The 16,585-nt window shown below is 73.3% G+C and carries 17 protein-coding genes; 6 read left to right on the forward strand and 11 right to left on the reverse strand.

Annotated elements, in window-relative coordinates:
* Positions 1-24 precede the first annotated feature (24 nt).
* On the reverse strand, positions 25-927 hold the full coding sequence (locus ACYP53_RS05060) for a hypothetical protein (protein WP_459646723.1): 903 nt from the start codon (positions 925-927) through the stop codon (positions 25-27).
* An 8-nt stretch (positions 928-935) separates the two neighbouring features.
* Complete coding sequence (locus ACYP53_RS05065) at positions 936-1,628, reverse strand: papain-like cysteine protease family protein (protein ID WP_459646724.1); 693 nt, start codon at positions 1,626-1,628, stop codon at positions 936-938.
* A gap of 260 nt (positions 1,629-1,888) precedes the next feature.
* Here ACYP53_RS05065 and ACYP53_RS05070 point away from each other — a divergent pair, with 260 nt between their 5' ends.
* A complete protein-coding gene (locus tag ACYP53_RS05070; RefSeq protein WP_189915827.1) occupies positions 1,889-2,821 on the forward strand; it encodes a hypothetical protein in 933 nt (310 codons plus the stop codon).
* A gap of 54 nt (positions 2,822-2,875) precedes the next feature.
* On the opposite strand, the gene ACYP53_RS05075 is transcribed toward ACYP53_RS05070, so the two are convergent.
* From ACYP53_RS05075 to mca, 4 genes are all read right to left on the reverse strand, one after another.
* Positions 2,876-3,766: a GNAT family N-acetyltransferase gene (locus ACYP53_RS05075; RefSeq protein ID WP_459646725.1), complete on the reverse strand. Its 891-nt coding sequence runs from the start codon at positions 3,764-3,766 to the stop codon at positions 2,876-2,878.
* 78 nt (positions 3,767-3,844) lie between these two features.
* Positions 3,845-5,899, reverse strand: a complete 2,055-nt coding sequence (locus ACYP53_RS05080) for a thioredoxin domain-containing protein (protein WP_459646726.1) — start codon at positions 5,897-5,899, stop codon at positions 3,845-3,847.
* An 83-nt stretch (positions 5,900-5,982) separates the two neighbouring features.
* The gene (locus tag ACYP53_RS05085; RefSeq protein WP_189915487.1) at positions 5,983-6,174 is read right to left on the reverse strand and encodes a hypothetical protein; all 192 of its coding nucleotides are present in this window, start codon (positions 6,172-6,174) and stop codon (positions 5,983-5,985) included.
* A 49-nt stretch (positions 6,175-6,223) separates the two neighbouring features.
* The gene (mca, locus tag ACYP53_RS05090; protein ID WP_189915486.1) at positions 6,224-7,129 is read right to left on the reverse strand and encodes a mycothiol conjugate amidase Mca; all 906 of its coding nucleotides are present in this window, start codon (positions 7,127-7,129) and stop codon (positions 6,224-6,226) included.
* Positions 7,130-7,369: 240 nt separating this feature from the next.
* Here mca and ACYP53_RS05095 point away from each other — a divergent pair, with 240 nt between their 5' ends.
* Positions 7,370-7,783, forward strand: coding sequence for a DUF4307 domain-containing protein (locus ACYP53_RS05095; RefSeq protein WP_189915485.1), 414 nt, complete (start codon positions 7,370-7,372; stop codon positions 7,781-7,783).
* Between the two features lie 256 nt (positions 7,784-8,039).
* Positions 8,040-8,540, forward strand: coding sequence for a transcription elongation factor GreA (greA, locus tag ACYP53_RS05100; protein ID WP_189915484.1), 501 nt, complete (start codon positions 8,040-8,042; stop codon positions 8,538-8,540).
* Positions 8,541-8,706: 166 nt separating this feature from the next.
* On the opposite strand, the gene ACYP53_RS05105 is transcribed toward greA, so the two are convergent.
* The 3 genes from ACYP53_RS05105 to ilvA form a co-directional block, all read right to left on the reverse strand.
* Positions 8,707-9,564 (reverse strand): ABC transporter permease, encoded by an 858-nt coding sequence (locus ACYP53_RS05105; protein WP_189915482.1) that lies wholly within the window; start codon positions 9,562-9,564, stop codon positions 8,707-8,709.
* Position 9,565: 1 nt separating this feature from the next.
* On the reverse strand, positions 9,566-10,627 hold the full coding sequence (locus ACYP53_RS05110; RefSeq protein WP_459646727.1) for an ATP-binding cassette domain-containing protein: 1,062 nt from the start codon (positions 10,625-10,627) through the stop codon (positions 9,566-9,568).
* Between the two features lie 293 nt (positions 10,628-10,920).
* Entirely contained in the window at positions 10,921-12,132 is a 1,212-nt protein-coding gene (gene ilvA / locus ACYP53_RS05115) for a threonine ammonia-lyase (protein ID WP_189915473.1), read from the reverse strand.
* 123 nt (positions 12,133-12,255) lie between these two features.
* Between ilvA and ACYP53_RS05120 the strand changes: the two genes are divergently transcribed.
* Positions 12,256-12,738 carry a MarR family winged helix-turn-helix transcriptional regulator gene (locus ACYP53_RS05120; RefSeq protein WP_189915471.1) on the forward strand — a complete coding sequence of 161 codons (483 nt, stop codon included), beginning with the start codon at positions 12,256-12,258 and terminating at the stop codon, positions 12,736-12,738.
* A gap of 6 nt (positions 12,739-12,744) precedes the next feature.
* Here the strand turns inward: ACYP53_RS05120 and ACYP53_RS05125 are convergent, their stop codons facing one another.
* The gene (locus tag ACYP53_RS05125) at positions 12,745-13,899 is read right to left on the reverse strand and encodes a cystathionine gamma-synthase (protein ID WP_189915469.1); all 1,155 of its coding nucleotides are present in this window, start codon (positions 13,897-13,899) and stop codon (positions 12,745-12,747) included.
* 134 nt (positions 13,900-14,033) lie between these two features.
* Here ACYP53_RS05125 and msrA point away from each other — a divergent pair, with 134 nt between their 5' ends.
* Both msrA and ACYP53_RS05135 read left to right on the forward strand, forming a co-directional pair.
* The gene (msrA, locus tag ACYP53_RS05130; RefSeq protein ID WP_459646728.1) at positions 14,034-14,699 is read left to right on the forward strand and encodes a peptide-methionine (S)-S-oxide reductase MsrA; all 666 of its coding nucleotides are present in this window, start codon (positions 14,034-14,036) and stop codon (positions 14,697-14,699) included.
* Between the two features lie 135 nt (positions 14,700-14,834).
* Positions 14,835-15,197: a cupin domain-containing protein gene (locus tag ACYP53_RS05135; protein ID WP_459646729.1), complete on the forward strand. Its 363-nt coding sequence runs from the start codon at positions 14,835-14,837 to the stop codon at positions 15,195-15,197.
* Between the two features lie 57 nt (positions 15,198-15,254).
* On the opposite strand, the gene ACYP53_RS05140 is transcribed toward ACYP53_RS05135, so the two are convergent.
* Positions 15,255-16,526 (reverse strand): L,D-transpeptidase, encoded by a 1,272-nt coding sequence (locus ACYP53_RS05140; protein WP_459646730.1) that lies wholly within the window; start codon positions 16,524-16,526, stop codon positions 15,255-15,257.
* Between the last annotated feature and the right edge of the window lie 59 nt (positions 16,527-16,585).

A 16,585-nucleotide genomic window follows, 5' to 3' on the forward strand; every position in this document is an offset into this window, starting at 1 on the left:
GCTCGGCCGGGCCCCGCTCCCCCCTCACCCGCGGCGGGCGCCCGTCCTCCGCCGCAGGACGGCGCCCGCGCCCACCAGCGCGGTGGCGCCCAGGGCCGCGGCCGCCGTCACGGCCGGCAGCACCGGACCACCTCCCGCCGCGGGCTCGGGCGCGGCCACCGGTGCCGCGGCGACGTCCGCCGTTTCCGCGGAGCCCGCAGCGTCCGCCTGGTAGCCGCCGCCCTTGCCCGCCCGGTCGTAGGCCGAGCCGGGCAGCTTGTCCCCGTACCGCTGGTGCACCAGCTGCTGGTACGCGGCCAGCGACACCCCGTCCGCGCCCACCGAGCGCCGGGCCTCGTCGTCCAGCGGCAGCACCCGGCCGTCGCGCAGCACGTACCAGGCGTTGACCTGCGGCTCGCGGAAGGCGGTGCCACCGCCGCCGCTCGCCGCCTTCGCCGCGTAGTCGCTCTCGTCACCGCCCGAGGCGATGTTCACGACCCGCCAGGCGTCGCCCTGCCGGACCGTCCAGACCGAGGCGGTCTGCCCGTCCGCCGCGACCACCTTGCTGGCGGTGAACTCGGCCTTCGCCACCGGTGCGCCCGGGGTGCCGGCCACGAAGCCGGCGTCCAGGAGGTACACCGGCACGGTGTCGCCGGCCAGCCTCGGCGCGGACTCGCTCGCCGCCCGCGCCTCCTCGGCGGCGCCGATGGTCAGCTGCCGGGTCGGCGGGACGCCCTTGCGGGCGAAGAAGTGGCCGACCTTGTCCAGGACGGCCGGGTCCTGGACCGCGCCCCGGGCCCCGGCCAGTTCGGCGGCGGGCAGCGGGGCGGGGGCCCCGGCAGTCGGGGCCGGCCCGGCGGCGTGCGCGGCCGGGGCGAGCGCCAGCGCGAGGCCGGCGGTGAGCAGGGCGCCGGCGGCGGCCCGACGGAGGATTCGGCTCTCGGTCATGGTCGTCCTCACGCGCCGATCCGGTACAGGGAGTGGGTCCACGAGAACGTGTCGTTGTTCACGTAGTACCAGTAGTCCGCCCAGTTGTAGCGGTAGTTGGACGGCCACGGGTCGCCCCAGTAGACCCAGTTGTTCCCGGTGTCGTAGCCGTACAGGACGTGCATGTGCCCGCCGCCCGAGCTCCACTGGATGCGGGTCTCGACCGGCCGGTCGGCGTCCACCTCGGCCTGCACCGTGCTGTAGCGCAGGTAGCCGGTGACGTACGAGCCCGGGCTGATGCCGAACCGGTTCAGGCCGTTCTGCACATCGGCCAGCGTGGCCTGGCTGTTGGGGCAGCTGGAGTTGGCGGCGCGGCCGAACGCGGCGTTGCAGAACTGGTTCTGGCTGTAGTTGTAGCCGAACCAGGTGGCGATGGTGTTCCCGCTCGCCGCCCAGCACCAGTTGGTCTGCTGTTGCTGCTGCATGGTGATGTTGAGTTTCTTGTACGTGCCGGCCAGATCGGCCGTGCTGCCGGGCGCGGCGGCCTGGCGGACCTGGTGCGGGGCTGCCCAGCCCTGGTCGACCGTGGGGGCGGCGGCCGTGGCGGCGGCCGTGGGGGCGGCCACCGCCGGCGCGGCCACCGCGGCGGTGAGCGCGGGGCCCAGGACGCCGAGGGCGAGCAGTGAGACGGCACGGCGCAGCCGTATCCGTGGAACTGGCATGTGGGGATGCCTCCTTGCGCGAACGGAGCTGAGGTGCTGTGGGGGTGCGGTCCGGATCGCGCCCTGAGCATCGCGCCGCCTCCCGGAGGCGGTCAACGGGGTCCGGCGGGGCCCCGGTCGCGGTGTGAACGCCCGGGCGCAGGTGTGAACACCGTCCGGGAAACCCCCGCGCGACGGGCCCGGACCGGTGACAAACCGCCGTGCCGGTGTGAATATTCACGGTCAAAAGCCGGTCCGCCCGCGCCCCTCAGGAGGCCGCCATCCACCGGAGCGACCCAGCCGAGCTCGCCGCCGCCCTGCGCACCGGCCCGTTCCACCACGCCCTGCGCACCGCCATCGCCACCCGGGGCCTCGCACTGCACCGGATCCGCCGCCACCTCGCGCTGCGCGGCGTCAACGTCGGCCTCACCAGCCTCAGTTACTGGCAGCAGGGCCGTCGCCGCCCCGAACGCCCCGAGTCACTGCGCGCCGTGACCGCCCTGGAGGACGTCCTCGACCTGCCCGAACACTCCCTCACCCGGCTGCTCGGCCCGCGCAAGGCCGTCGGCACCGCCCCGACCGGCCCGCCGGTGCGGCCGTACCGCGACCTCATCTCCCCCGCCGCCGCCGTCGACGACCTGCTCACCGCGCTCTCCGGGCCGCGCGACAGCGGCCTGCACACCGTCACCCACATCGAGCGCATCCGGATCGGCCCCGACCGCCAGCAGGCGAGCCGCGACTCCCAGCACGCGCTGCGCGCCCACCGCGACGGCATCGACCGCTACCTCGCGCTCTACCAGGGCGACCCGGGCAGCGACATCACGCGGGTCGGCGTCCGGGCCGAGGAGAACTGCCGCCCCGGCCGCATCCGCCGCGACCGGACCCACCACCTGCTCGCCGCCGAACTCCTCCTCGACCGCCGGCTGCGCGCCGGCGACACCCACCTGCTCGGCTACGGCTTCGACGACGCGCCCTCCCCGGACCCGAGCTGCGAGTACGTCCGCGGCTTCAACTCCGGCGCCGGCCAGTACGTCCTCCAGGTCACCTTCCACCCCGACGCCCTCCCGGTGCGCTGCCACCGCTTCGCCCTGCACGCGCCGGGCGGGGACCCGTACGAGACCGAGGAGCTGACCCTCGACGGCCACCGCTGCGTGCACCTCGTCGCCACCGCGCTGCGGCCGTGCCTCCTGGGGATCCGCTGGGACTGGGAGTGACGGGCCCCGGGGTCGGGCGCGGGACCGGGGTGGGGCCTCGGGTCCCGGGTCCCGCTACGGCGCGTCGAAGTCCAGGATCAGGCAGTCCTCCACCGGCAGGTACCCGATCTGCCGGTAGATGGAGTTGCTGGTCGGGTTGGCCAGGTCCGTGTAGAGCAGCACCTCGTCGGCGCCGCAGGTCAGCACATGGGCCGAGGCGGCCGCCGTGACGGCGCTGCCGTAGCCGTGGCCGCGCCGGTCGGCCGGCGTGTAGACCGGACCGATCCGGGACATCCCGGCGAGCACCGGGCTGGTGCCGGCCAGCGCGACCGGCTCGCCCCCGGCCTCCCAGAGGTGCAGGCCGCCGGCCGCGATCTTGTCGTCCACCGCCCTGGGCACGTCCGGCAGTTCGACCCGGGCCTCGGCCAGGAACGCCTCGTACCAGCGGATCGCCAGCTCGCGGTCGGCCGGCCCGGCCAGCCGGTGCCGGCCGGCGGCCGGGCGCGGCGGGTCGGTCAGCCGGCCGAGCCGGTAGAGCCGTTCGTCGAAGCGGACGGACTGCCGGGTGCCGGTGGCCGCCGTCCACGCGGTGGCGAAGGCCCGGACGGCGTCGGCGCCGCCGGCGATCCCGTTCACGGTCGTGAACCCGGGGCCGGCCGCGGCCAGGGCGACCGCCAGCTCGGCGGCGGCGGTCTCCGGCATGGCGGAGAGCCGGGGGTCGAACGGCGGCGTCTGCAGGAAGGCGCCCTCGACCGGGCCGTCCTCGACCGGACCGCCCTCGACCGAAGCGCCCTCCCCGGCCCGCCACCAGCCGAAGACCGGCGGATCGCCGAACACGTCCAGCCCGGACTCGGCCAGCCGGTGCGCGATGGTGATCAGCACGGTGTTCTCGGCCGGCCGGGCCGCGAGGAAGGCGCCCGCGCAGTCGCGGAAATCGTCGAGGGAGGTACTGAAGGTCCAGGTCATGGCCCATGTTCACCCTGACCCGGCCGATCCCGCCAACGGTTATCCGGCCGCCGCTGCCCGGTCCCCCACCCGGCTCCGCTACCCGACCTCGACGCCCAGCCGCGCCGCCAGCGCCGCCGGGTCGGTGGTCGGCGCGTCACAGGCGAAGTGCCGGCAGACGTACGCCGTGGGCGCCCCGTCGACCAACGGCCGGTCCGCCAGCAGCGGCACCTCGGTCTCCCCGGGCGTGCCGACCGCGACCACCGCGCCCGGGGCCGTCGCGAGCAGCGCCGCCCGCCGCAGCGCGCCGGTGGCCGGGTCCCCGGGCGCGCCGACCACGGCCACCTCGCGCGGCCCGTCGAGCAGCGCCTCGGCGACGGCCAGGCCCCAGCCGATGAACCGCGGCGCCCGTCCGGCGAGCGCGCCGACCACGCCGAGGGCGCGCTCGGCGGCCGTCCGGTGCCGGTCGGAGCCGGTGTACGCGGCGTAGCCGAGCAGGGCTCCGGCGGCGGCCGTCCAGCCGGACGGGGTGGCGTTGTCGGTCGGGTCCTGCGGGCGGCGGATCAGCTCCTCGGCGTCGTCGGCGGTGTCGTAGAGCGCGCCGGAGGCCTCGTCGGTGAAGTGCTTGAGGACGGTGTCGAGCAGGCCGCCGGCCAGTTGCAGCCACTCGGCCTCGCCGGTGACGGCGTACAGGGCGAGGAAGCCCTCGGCGGTGTCCGCGTAGTCCTCCAGCACGCCCGCGTTGGCCCCGGCCCGGCCGTCCCGGGAGGTGCGCAGCAGCCGCCCGTCGGAGGTGAGGTGGACGGCGAGCAGCAGGTCGGCGGCGCGCTCGGCGGCCTCGACCAGGTCGGGCCGCTCCAGCAGGGCGCCGGTCTCGGCGAGCGCGGCGATGGCGAGGCCGTTCCAGGCGGCGACGACCTTGTCGTCCCGGGCGGGTGCGGGCCGGGCCGCCCGGGCCTGGAGCAGCCGGGCGCGGATCGACTCGTACTCGGCGAAGTCCTCGGTGGACTCCTCGGGCTCGGCGAGGAGTTGGAGGACGGAGGTGCCGTGCTCGAAGGTGCCGTCGGCGGTGACGGTGAACAGCCGGGCGGCGGTGGCCGCGTCGGCGGGGCCGAGCAGGTCGACCAACTGGCCGGGCTCCCACACGTAGTAGGCGCCCTCGGCGGACTGCCCGGTCTCCTCGTCCAGGCTGTCGGCGTCCAGCGCGGAGGCGAACGCGCCCTCGGGGGTGCGCAGTTCGCGCAGCAGGAAGTCCGCCGTCGACAGTGCGACCCGACGCGCGGAGCCGGAGCCGGTCGCCCGCCACAGGTGCAGGTAGGCGCGCAGCAGCAGGGCGTTGTCGTACAGCATCTTCTCGAAGTGGGGCACCACCCAGTCGGCGTCCACCGAGTAGCGGGCGAAGCCGCCGCCGAGCTGGTCGTGGATGCCGCCGCGGGCCATCGCCTCGCCGGTGCGGACGGCCATCTCCAGCGCCGCCGCGGAGCCGGTGCGCGCGTGGTGGCGCAGCAGGAACTCGACCACCATGGCCGGCGGGAACTTGGGCGCTCCGCCGAAGCCGCCGCGGGCCTGGTCGAACTCCCGGCTGAGGGCCACCAGCGCCTGGTGCAGGTCCGCCTCACCGGGCGGGTTGTGGGCGCCGGCCGAGTAGACGGCGGCCCGTTCGGCCAGGTCGGCCCGGATCCGCCCGGCGACCTCGGCGACCTCCTCGCGGCGGTCCCGCCAGGCGGCGTCCACGCCCTCCAGCACCTGCCGGAAGGACGGCATCCCGTGCCGGGGCCGCGGGGGGAAGTACGTGCCGAAGTAGAACGGCTCCTTGTCGGGCGTGAGGAAGACCGTCATCGGCCACCCGCCCTGCCCGGTCGCGGCCTGCACCGCCTCCATGTACACGGCGTCGACGTCCGGGCGCTCCTCCCGGTCCACCTTGACCGCCACGAACCGCTCGTTCAGGTACCCGGCGAGCCCGGCGTCCTCGAAGCTCTCGTGCGCCATCACGTGGCACCAGTGGCAGGCCGCGTAGCCGACGCTCAGCAGCACCGGCACGCCGCGCCGCCGCGCCTCCTCGAACGCCTCCGGCCCCCAGGGCCACCAGTCGACCGGGTTGTCGGCGTGCTGCAGCAGGTACGGCGAGGTCGCGTCCGCGAGACGGTTCGGCATGACCCCCATCCTCGCGCATCGGCGGCCGGCGGGGGCGCCGGGGCGTCGCGTGCCCGGCGGGAATCACCGGGCACGCCCCGGGGTCACTCCTTCGGGGCCTCCGGCTCCTCCACGAAGTCGACCTTCTTGAACTGGCGGTTCATCGACTTGGCCAGGAACCAGGTCGCCACACCGAGGGCGGCGAAGACGACGAAGCCGAGGAGGCCGGGGGTGACCTTGGCGTCGTCGACGGCGAGGTCAGCGGCGAGCTGGACGAGGTTCACGGAGGCGCTCATATCTCTATGGTGGCCCGGCTCACAAGGAGCCGGGCCATCGGGGGGTGGTTCAGTCGCGCGTGTCGGCGGCCTCGGCCGCCAGGGTGGGGGTGCGCAGGCCGGCGAAGAGGTCGTCCTCCGGCAGGTCCACGTCGACCAGGGTACGGGCGAGCTCGTAGTCCTCGGTGGGCCAGACCTCGCGCTGGACCTCCAGCGGCACGCGGAACCACGGGCCGTCCGGGTCGATCTGGGTGGCGTGGGCGATCAGCGCGCGGTCGCGGGTCTCGAACCAGTCGTCGCAGCGGACCCGAGTGGTGATCTCGCGCTCCTTGCGGCCGCTCTTCTCCCAGCCCGCGATCCACTCCCCGTACGGCGACTCCTGGCCGTGCTCGGTGAGGTAGGCGTGCAGGGCGCGGATGCGGCCCATCGGGAAGCCGTGGTTGTAGTACAGCTTCAGCGGCTGCCAGGGCTCGCCGGCCTCGGGGTAGGCGTCCGGGTCGCCCGCGGCGTCGAACGCCAGCATGGTGATCTTGTGGGTCATGATGTGGTCCGGGTGCGGGTACCCGCCGTTCTCGTCGTAGGTCGTGACGACCTGCGGCTTGAACTCGCGGATCAGCCGGACCAGCGGCTCGGCCGCGTCCTTGACGTCCTGCAGGGCGAAGCAGCCCTCCGGCAGCGGGGGCAGCGGGTCCCCCTCGGGCAGACCGGAGTCCACGAAGCCCAGCCAGGCCTGCTTCACCCCGAGGATCGCCCGCGCCTCGTCCATCTCCTTGCGCCGCACCTCGTGGATGTTCTCCTCGACGTACGGGTCCCCCTGGAGCTTGGGGTTGAGGACCGACCCGCGCTCGCCCCCCGTGCAGGTGGCCACGAGCACGTCCACACCCTGCTCGACGTACATGGCCATGGTGGCCGCGCCCTTGCTGGACTCGTCGTCCGGGTGGGCGTGCACCGCCATCAGTCGCAACTGCTCAGTCAACGCCTTGCGTTCCTTCCACATGTTCGGGCGTTCCGCGAAGTCCGGGACTGCCCACCGTACGAACCGCTCACTCCGGGACCGCGGCGCTGCGGAGCCCGCCTGTGCACGTCGCCGACCCGGCCTGCCCCGCCCCGCCGGACCGGCCGCGGTCGTGTCCCTCCTATAGTGACGGACTGGAGGTCCGTCGCATTCCCCCGAGCCACCCCGCGCGGCCCCTCCCCCAGGAGAGGACGGAGTCCGATGACCGCAGAGACCAGCACCACCTCGCTGCCCGAGGGGCGCTACGGCCGGAGCGGCGACCGCGACTCGGACCGCCGACTGAAGACGGTCGGCGCGGTATGCGGGGTGCTGGGCCTGGGCCTGATCGCCTGGCTGGGCGGTTCCTACCTGCTGCGCGAGACGAAGATCAACGGCTCGGTGCCGACCTTCCAGGTGCTCTCCGACTCCGAGGTCCAGCTGCACCTCACCGTGCGCAAGAGCGACGGGCAGGCCGGCAGCTGCACGGTCCGTTCGCAGGGCGACGACCACGCGGTGGTCGGGGTGGCCGACTTCCCCGTCCCGGCGGCCGGCTCCAGCTACGACGCGGTGGTCACGCTGCGCACCACCTCCCGCGGCACCACCGCCGAACTCCTGGGCTGCACGCCCGCCCGGTAGACCGCATATTCGACCGGCGGAACGGGCATCCGTACAAGGTCGCACCGCGTCCTGTACACCGTGGCGTAACGCCACCGTCAATGGCGCGCCAACGGCTCTCCCGCTCGTCGGCAGGAGTTGTTAGGCTCGTGGTTTCGCCCCTTCCGCACCGGATGGTACGGGAGCGGGCGTTGCTTTGTAGTTGAGACCGATATACCACCAACCCTGCTGACGACTCACACCCTCAGCACAGCCCCAGCACCTACGAGGAGCACCTGTGACCCAGACCAGTGAGAACGTGACCTGGCTCACTCAGGCCGGCTACGACCAGCTCAAGGCCGAGCTGGACCACCTGACCGGGCCCTGGCGCATCGAGATCGCCCAGAAGATCGAGGCGGCGCGCGAGGAGGGCGACCTCAAGGAGAACGCCGGCTACCACGCGGCGAAGGAGGAGCAGGGCAAGTACGAGCTGCGCATCCGCCAGCTGACCCAGCTGCTGGAGCGCGCCAAGGTCGGCGAGGCCCCGGCCGACTCGGGTGTGGTGGCCCCGGGCATGGTCGTCACGGTCGCCTTCGACGGTGACGAGGACGACCTGATGGAGTTCCTGCTCGCCTCCCGCGAGGTGGCCGGCTCGGACACCCTGGACGTCTACTCCCCGCAGTCGCCGCTGGGCCGCGCGATCGACGGCAAGCAGATCGGTGACGAGGCCACCTACGAGCTGCCGAACGGCAAGCCGGCCATGGTGAAGATCGTCAAGGTCGTGCCGCACGCCGGCTGATCCGGCCCCCAGCACGAGGGCGGCCGCGGAGTCAGGGACTCCGCGGCCGCCCTTCCGCGTTCCGGGCGCCACCCGATCGGGCGGGGTCCGTTGAGGCGGTGACCGTTCAGGCGGTGACCGTTCAGGCGGTGACCGCTCAGGCGGTGACCGCTCAGGCAGTGACCGCTCAGGCGGTGGCCGAACGGTACTTGCGCACCGCGAGCCACGAGAACACCGCCGTGATCACGACCGACCACAGCACCGACACCAGCGCCGCGTGCTGCATCGGCCAGGCGCTGTCCACCGGCCCGACCTGGTTGCCGAACAGCCTCCGGCAGGCCTGCACGGTGGCGCTGAACGGGTTCCAGTACGCGACCGCCTGCAGCCAGCCCGGCATCGAGCTGACCGGCACGAAGGCGTTGGACACGAAGGTCAGCGGGAACAGCCAGATCAGCCCCGCCGAGGTGGCCGCCTCGGGGCTGCGCACCGACAGCCCGATCAGCGCGCCGATCCAGGAGAAGGCGTAGCCGAACAGCAGCAGCAGCCCGAAAGCGGCGAGCCCGTTGAGCAGCCCGTCGTGGATCCGCCAGCCGACCAGCAGCGCGACCAGGCCCAGCACGATCACGATGAAGCCGGTCTGGACGAGGTCCGCCAGGGTGCGGCCGACCAGCACCGCCGAGCGGGCCATCGGCAGCGACCGGAAGCGGTCCACCAGGCCCTTGGTCATGTCCTCCGCGATGCCGGCCGAGGCGCCGGCGGTGGCGAAGGTGACGGTCTGGGCGAAGATGCCCGCCATCAGGTACTGGATGTACGTGTGGGAGCTGGAGTCGGCGCCGGGGATCTTGATCGCGCCGCCCATGACGTACGAGAACAGCAGCACGAACATGACCGGCTGCATCAGGCCGAAGACGACGATCTCCGGGATGCGGGTCATCCGGCGCAGGTTGCGCTTGGCGACCACCCAGGAGTCGTGCATGGCGGCGGACAGCCCCCGGCGCTGCCTGGGCATCGCCCCGCCGATGGCGTGCTCGGTGGCGGTGCTCATCTCAGCGCTCCTTTCCGGCCGTGACGGCCTGCTTGTCCTGGCCCTCGGCCCCGTCCGCGCCGCCGGGCCTGCCCTTGCCCTTGCCCCGCGCCTTGGCGTCGGCGCCGCCCTCCTCGTCCTGCTGCTCGGCGACGTGGCCGGTGAGGGTGAGGAAGACGTCGTCCAGGGTCGGGCGGCGCAGCCCGATGTCGTCGATCTCGATGCCGCGGGCGTCGAGTTCGCGGATGGCGTCGGCGAGCACCCGGGCGCCGCCGCTGATCGGCAGGGTGATCCGGCGGGTGTTCTTCTCCACCGACGGCTCGCTGAGCGCGTAGCCGGACATCGCCGCGACCGCGTCGGCGATCCGGCCGGGCTCGTGCACCACGACCTCGATCCGCTCGCCGCCGATCTGCGCCTTGAGCTGGTCGGCGGTGCCGCGCGCGATCACCTTGCCGTGGTCGACCACCGCGATGTCGTGGGCGAGGCGGTCGGCCTCCTCCAGGTACTGGGTGGTGAGCAGCAGCGTGGTGCCCTGCTCGACCAGGGTCTCGATGACCTCCCAGAGCGCGAGCCGGTTGCGCGGGTCGAGGCCGGTGGTCGGCTCGTCCAGGAACATCACCGGCGGGCGGACGACCAGCGCGGCGGCGAGGTCGAGGCGGCGGCGCATGCCGCCGGAGTAGGTCTTGGCGGTGCGGTCCTTGGCCTCGGTGAGGTTGAACCACTCCAGCAGTTCGAGCGCGCGGGCCTTCGCCGCGCGGGTGCTCATCTGGTAGAGCTCGCCGACCATGGTGAGGTTCTCGAACCCGGTCAGGTACTCGTCGACCGCCGCGTACTGGCCGGACAGGCCGATCAGGCTGCGGACCTGGTTGGGGTTCTTGAGGACGTCGACGCCGGCGACCACCGCGCGGCCGGAGTCGGGGCGGAGCAGGGTGGTGAGGACCCGGACGGTGGTGGTCTTCCCGGCGCCGTTCGGGCCGAGCAGCCCGAGCACCGTGCCCTCGGGGACGTCGAGGCTGACGCCGTCCAGGGCTCGTACGTCGCCGAAGGTCTTCACCAGGTTCTCGGCTTGGATGGCTGGCGCCATGGCCTGCCTCATCTCCTCGGACGTATGGAGCGATCTGTCCCACTCTGCCCCGCTTTCGGGCGCACGGGCGACTCGATTCTCGACCCGCGGGACTCGAACGCGATGTATCGCGAGTCTCCCAGAACGCGATATATCGCGTCAAGGGATGCAGCTCCGCCATCGTTCCAGGGGGAAGCGGCCCCGCACCGCAGCAACGACCGGCAATCCGGCCCGGACCCACCGGCAACTGGGAACCCGGGGGCCACTCCCGCCCCACCCGCCCCGGCGCTCCCGGCGGCCCCGGACGAAGCGCGTCAGCCGGCGACGACGTACCCCGAGTCCCGCAGCTCGCCGACCACCGCCGCGCAGTGCTCCGGCCCCTTGGTCTCCAGGTGCAGGTCCACCTCGACCTCGGTCAGCCCCAGCCGCGGGTCGATCCGCACGTGCGCCACGTCCAGCACATTGGCGTCCAGCCTGGTCAGCACGCCCAGCAGGTCCGCCAGCGAGCCCGGCTTGTCCGCCAGCCGCACCCGCAGCGACAGGTAGCGCCCGGCCGCCGCCAGCCCGTGCCGCAGCACCCGCTGCATCAGCTGCGGGTCGATGTTGCCGCCCGACAGCACCGCCACCACCGGGCCCTCGAAGGAGTCCGGCCGCTCCAGCAGCGCCGCGATCGGGGCCGCCCCGGCCGGCTCGACCACCAGCTTCAGCCGCTCCAGGCCGAGCAGCAGCGCCCGGGACAGCGCCTCCTCGGAGACCGTGCGGACGCCGTCCGCCAGCGTGTTGACCACCTCGAAGGGGATGTCCCCCGGGCGCCCGACCATGATCCCGTCGGCCATGGTCGAGAAGTGCTCCAGCGACACCGGCCGCCCGGCCGCCAGCGAGGGCGGGTACGCGGCCGCGCCGGCCGCCTGCACCCCGATCACCCGGACGTCCGGCCGCAGCGGCTTGACCGCCGCCGCGATCCCGGCCAGCAGCCCGCCGCCGCCCACCCCGACCAGGATGGTGCGCACCTCGGGGCACTGCTCCAGGATCTCCAGCCCGACCGTCGCCTGGCCGGTGACCACGTCCCAGTGGTCGAAGGGGTGGATGAACACCGCGCCGGTCGCCTCCGAGTACCGCTGCGCGGCCTGCAGCGCCTCGTCCACGGTGGCGCCGTGCAGCCGGACGTCGGCGCCGTAGTCACGGGTGGCCGCGACCTTCGGCAGCGGCGCCGCGACCGGCATGAACACCGTCGAGTGCACCCCCAGCAGCGCGGCCGCCAGCGCCACGCCCTGGGCGTGGTTGCCGGCGCTCGCCGCCACCACCCCGCCGGCCCGCTGCACCGGCGAGAGTCCCGCGATCCGCACGTACGCCCCGCGCAGTTTGAAGGAGCCGGTGCGCTGCAGGTTCTCGCACTTCAGGTGGACCGGCGCGCCGATCAGCCCGGAGAGGTGCCGGCTGCCCTCCATCGGGGTCACCCGGGCGATCCCGGCGAGCATCTTCTGGGCGCCGCGGACGTCGTCGAGGGTGATCGGCCAGTTGTGCATGCGGCCAAGGTTAGGGGCTGGGGCAGCGGCAATCCGGGACGCCGGGCCTGTTCCCGGGTCCGCCGCACCCGCGTACGCTGCTGCTTCTGAGCCTCCCTCACCGCACGACGATCGTGAGCCGCGATGACGACGACCTCGCCCCAGGCCACCGACCGCACCGACCCCGTGCACGCCCAACTCCAGTACCAGCTCGCGGTGTTCGCGCGCCGCATGGAACAGGTCCGAACCTCCGGCGGTGGGGTCGGAGCGCTCGACCGGGCCGCCTACCTGCTGCTCGACCGGCTGGAGCGGCACGGGCCCGCCAACGTCAAGGCCCTGGCCGAGTCCCTGGGCGTGGACTCCTCCACGGTGACCCGCCAGGTCGCCCCGCTGGTCGCGGCCGGGCTGGTCGGCCGGGTGCAGGACCCGGCCGACCGCCGTGCCGTACGGCTCGCGCTGACCGCCCGCGGCGCCGGCCGGCTCGACGAAGTCCGGGACGGGCGGGCCGAGTTGACCCGCCGCCTGGTCGCCGACTGGCCGGCCGAGGAGCAGCGCGCGTTCTGCGCCCTGCTGGCCCGCTTCAACCACTCGATGGAGTCGTACACGGCGGACCAGCAGGGGCAGTGACCTACGTCAGCCCAGCGCCTGCTTGAGGTCGGCCAGCAGGTCGTCGATCGACTCGATGCCGACCGAGACGCGCACCAGGTCGGCCGGCACCTCCAGCGCCGAGCCGGCCACCGAGGCGTGGGTCATCCGGCCCGGGTGCTCGATCAGCGACTCGACGCCGCCGAGCGACTCCCCGAGGGTGAAGAGCTGAGCGCGGTTGCAGACCTCGACCGCCGCCTCCTCGCCGCCCTGGACCCGGAAGGAGACCATGCCGCCGAAGGCCTTCATCTGCTTGGCGGCGATCTCGTGGCCGGGGTGCTCGGGCAGGCCCGGGTAGAGCACCTGGCTGACCTTGGGGTGGCTCGCCAGCAGCTCGGCGACCTTCTCCGCGTTGGAGCTGTGGCGGTCCATCCGGACGCCCAGCGTCTTGATGCCGCGCAGCACCAGCCAGGCGTCGAACGGGCCGGAGACCGCGCCCATCGCGTTCTGGTGGTACGCGACCTCCTCGCCGAGGGCCGCGTCGGCCAGCACCAGGGCGCCGCCGACCACGTCCGAGTGGCCGCCCATGTACTTGGTGGTGGAGTGCACGACCGCGTCCGCGCCGAGCGCGATCGGCTGCTGCAGGTACGGGCTGGCGAAGGTGTTGTCGACCACCAGCAGCGCGCCGGCGCCGTGCGCGATCTCGGCGAGCGCGGTCAGGTCGGTGATGCCCAGCAGCGGGTTGGACGGGGTCTCCACCCACACCGCCCGGGTGTTGGGACGGATCGCCTCGCGGACGGTGGACAGGTCCTGGGTGTTGGCCACCGAGAACTCGACGCCCCAGCGGGTCAGCACCTTGGCGAAGAGCCGGAAGGTGCCGCCGTAGGCGTCGTTGGGGATCACGATGTGGTCGCCCGGCTTGAGGATGGTGCGCAGCAGGGTGTCCTCGGCCGCCAGCCCGGAGGCGAAGGCGAGGCCGCGGGAGCCGCCCTCCAACGCGGCGAGGCACTCCTCCAGCGCGGTACGGGTCGGGTTGGCGCTGCGGCTGTACTCGTAGCCGCCCCGCAGGCCGCCCACCCCGTCCTGCTTGTAGGTGGACACCTGGTAGATCGGCGTGACGACGGCCCCGGTCTGGGGGTCTGCTTCCTGACCCGCGTGGATGGCGAGGGTCTCGAAGCCCTGGGGAAGCTGGTGCTCGGTCATGACTCCGAGCCTAATGGCCGTACGCCCCCGTGCCTTCCGGAACGACGGACCGGCCCGGACGGCCGTCCCGGAATCCGGGGGCGGCCGTCGGTGTTGGACACTGCGCCACGTTTCCCGACCCGCTGGAGCAGGCCGTGCTGTTCAACCGCCACAAGACCTCGCTCGTCCCCGCCGACCAGGCGCTGCCCGGCCGGGCGGCCCCGGCCTTCGAGCTGCGCGAGCCCCACACCGTGCTCGACCACCCGCTGTCCGGCCCGTACCCGGAGGGGCTGGAGGTGGCCGACTTCGGGCTGGGCTGCTTCTGGGGTGCCGAGCGGACGTTCTGGCGCCTGCCCGGCGTCTGGACGACGCTGGTCGGCTACCAGGGCGGCTACACGCCCAACCCCACGTACGACGAGGTGTGCAGCGGGCTGACCGGGCACACCGAGGCGGTCCGGGTGGTGTACGACCCGGCGGTGGTCTCCTACGAGCGGCTGCTGAAGACCTTCTGGGAGGCGCACGACCCGACCCAGGGCAACCGCCAGGGCAACGACGTGGGCACCCAGTACCGCTCCGCGGTCTACACCCACTCCCCCGCCCAGGCCGAGGCCGCCGCGGCCTCCCGGGACGCCTTCCAGCCGGCCCTGACCGCGCTCGGCTACGGGCCGATCACCACCGAGATCGCCCCGGCCGGCCCGTTCTTCCCGGCCGAGCCGTACCACCAGCAGTACCTGTCGGAGGCCAAGAACCCCAACGGCTACTGCGGTCTCGGCGGCACCGGCGCCTCCTGCCCGATCGGCGTGGCCCGCACCCGGGGCTGACCTTTGCCCGCCCCTCCCGGGGCGCGGCCACCCCATGTGACCGCGCCCCGATCCGGGCGCAGACTGGAAGGGCCAGCAGGGGCGGCCGCGCCACCCTCCGGCGGCCGGCCCGCCCCTCGTGGAGAGGAGTGCGCCATGTCCGGTCTGGTCCGCAGGAGCTTCGAGGACCCGGAGGAGATCCGCCCCTTCGAGGAGGGCACGGGGGAGGTGCGGCTGGTGAACCTGGACGAGGGCCCGGTCGGCCGGGCCGTGTTCCGGCCGGGGTGGCAGTGGTCCAAGCACGTGAAGCCGATCGCCGGGACCGACAGCTGCCAGGCGTCCCACATGGGGTACCTGGTCTCCGGCCGGATGAGGATCGTGATGGACGACGGCCAGGCGGACGAGTTCGGCCCCGGCGACTTCATGGTCTGCCCGCCCGGGCACGACGCCTGGGTGCTGGGCGACGAGCCCTGCGTCGTCATCGACTGGCAGGGCGTCGCGGACTACGCGAAGCGCTGAGGCGGCCGGCAAGCGGGGTGACCGGGCGGGCCGCCGCTCCGGTCACCCCGTCTCCGCTCAGACGGCGCTGCCGGCCTTCCAGTCGGCCCAGCCCATGTTCCAGCCGTTCAGGCCGTTGTCCGGGGCGACCGTCTTGTCGCCGGAGTTCACGACCTCGACCACGTCGCCGACGATCGAGGACTTGTAGAACTTGTAGCCGTCCGTGCCGGTGTCCTGTGCGCCCTTGGCGTCCTGCAGGCCGACGCAGCCGTGGCTGGTGTTCTGGCCGCCGAAGATCGACGCCGAGGACCAGTAGTTGCCGTGGATGAAGGTGCCCGAGGTGGTGAGGCGCTGGGCGTGCGGCACGTCCGCGATGTCGTACTCGCTGCCCAGGTTGACCGTCTGCGAGTTCATCCGGGTCTGGGTGTACTGCTCGGAGATGACCATCTTGCCGCCCCAGGTGGTGTGCTCGGGCGAGCCCCCGGAGATCTTGTAGACCGCGCTGACCTGGCCGTCGGTGGTGACGGTGAGCTTCTTGGTGGCGAGGTCGGCGACGCTGGTCTGGGCCCGGCCGACGGTGAAGCCGACGTCCTTGGACTGGGTGCCGTACACGCCCTTGGCGCCCTCGACGTCCTTGAGCCGGAGCTTGAGGGTGACCTTGGTGCCCTTGGCCCAGTACTCCTGCGGCCGGAAGTCGAGGCGGGTGCTGGAGAACCAGTGGCCGACGATCTCGACGCCCGGCTCGGCCGTCACGGTGATCGCCGCCTGGACGGCCTTGCGGTCGGTGACCGGCTTGCTGAAGTTGATCGAGACGGGCATGCCGACGCCGACCGTCGAACCGTCCTCGGGGGTGAAGTAGCCGACGAAGGTGTTGGCCGGGGTCGCCGTGGTGAAGACGGCGTTGGAGTCCGCCTCCAGCTTGTCCTTGTCGACGGCGACGGCGGCGACGGTGTACTTGGTACCGCTGGCCGGGGCCGCGGCCGAGGTCCAGCCGGTGTTGTCGGCGGAGAGCTGGCCGGCCAGCTCCTTGCCGGTGGAGTCGGTCACCTTGACGCTGGTCAGGGTGCCGTTGGTGACGGTGACCTTGACCGGCTCGCTGAAGCTCGCGGTGGTGACGCCGTCGGCGGGGCTGACGGTGATCACGGCGGCCGAGGTCTTGGGGGTGCTGCTGCTGCCGCCGCCCCCGCCCGGGGTGCCGCTCGCTCCTCCGGAGCCGCCGCTGCCGCCGCCGTCACTGTTGTCGTTGCAGGCCGCCAGCAGGAGGACGGGCGCCCCGATCAGTCCCGCGAGCACACCGCGTCGGCTCCAGCTTCCTCCGGCCGCCCGCCCCTGACCGTCACGTCCCGTCACGTCGCGTCTCCCTGCTGATCATCCCGGGCATTTACGGATACAGAAACGCAATCCACCCG

The organism is Kitasatospora sp. Ki12 (genome assembly GCF_054601375.1).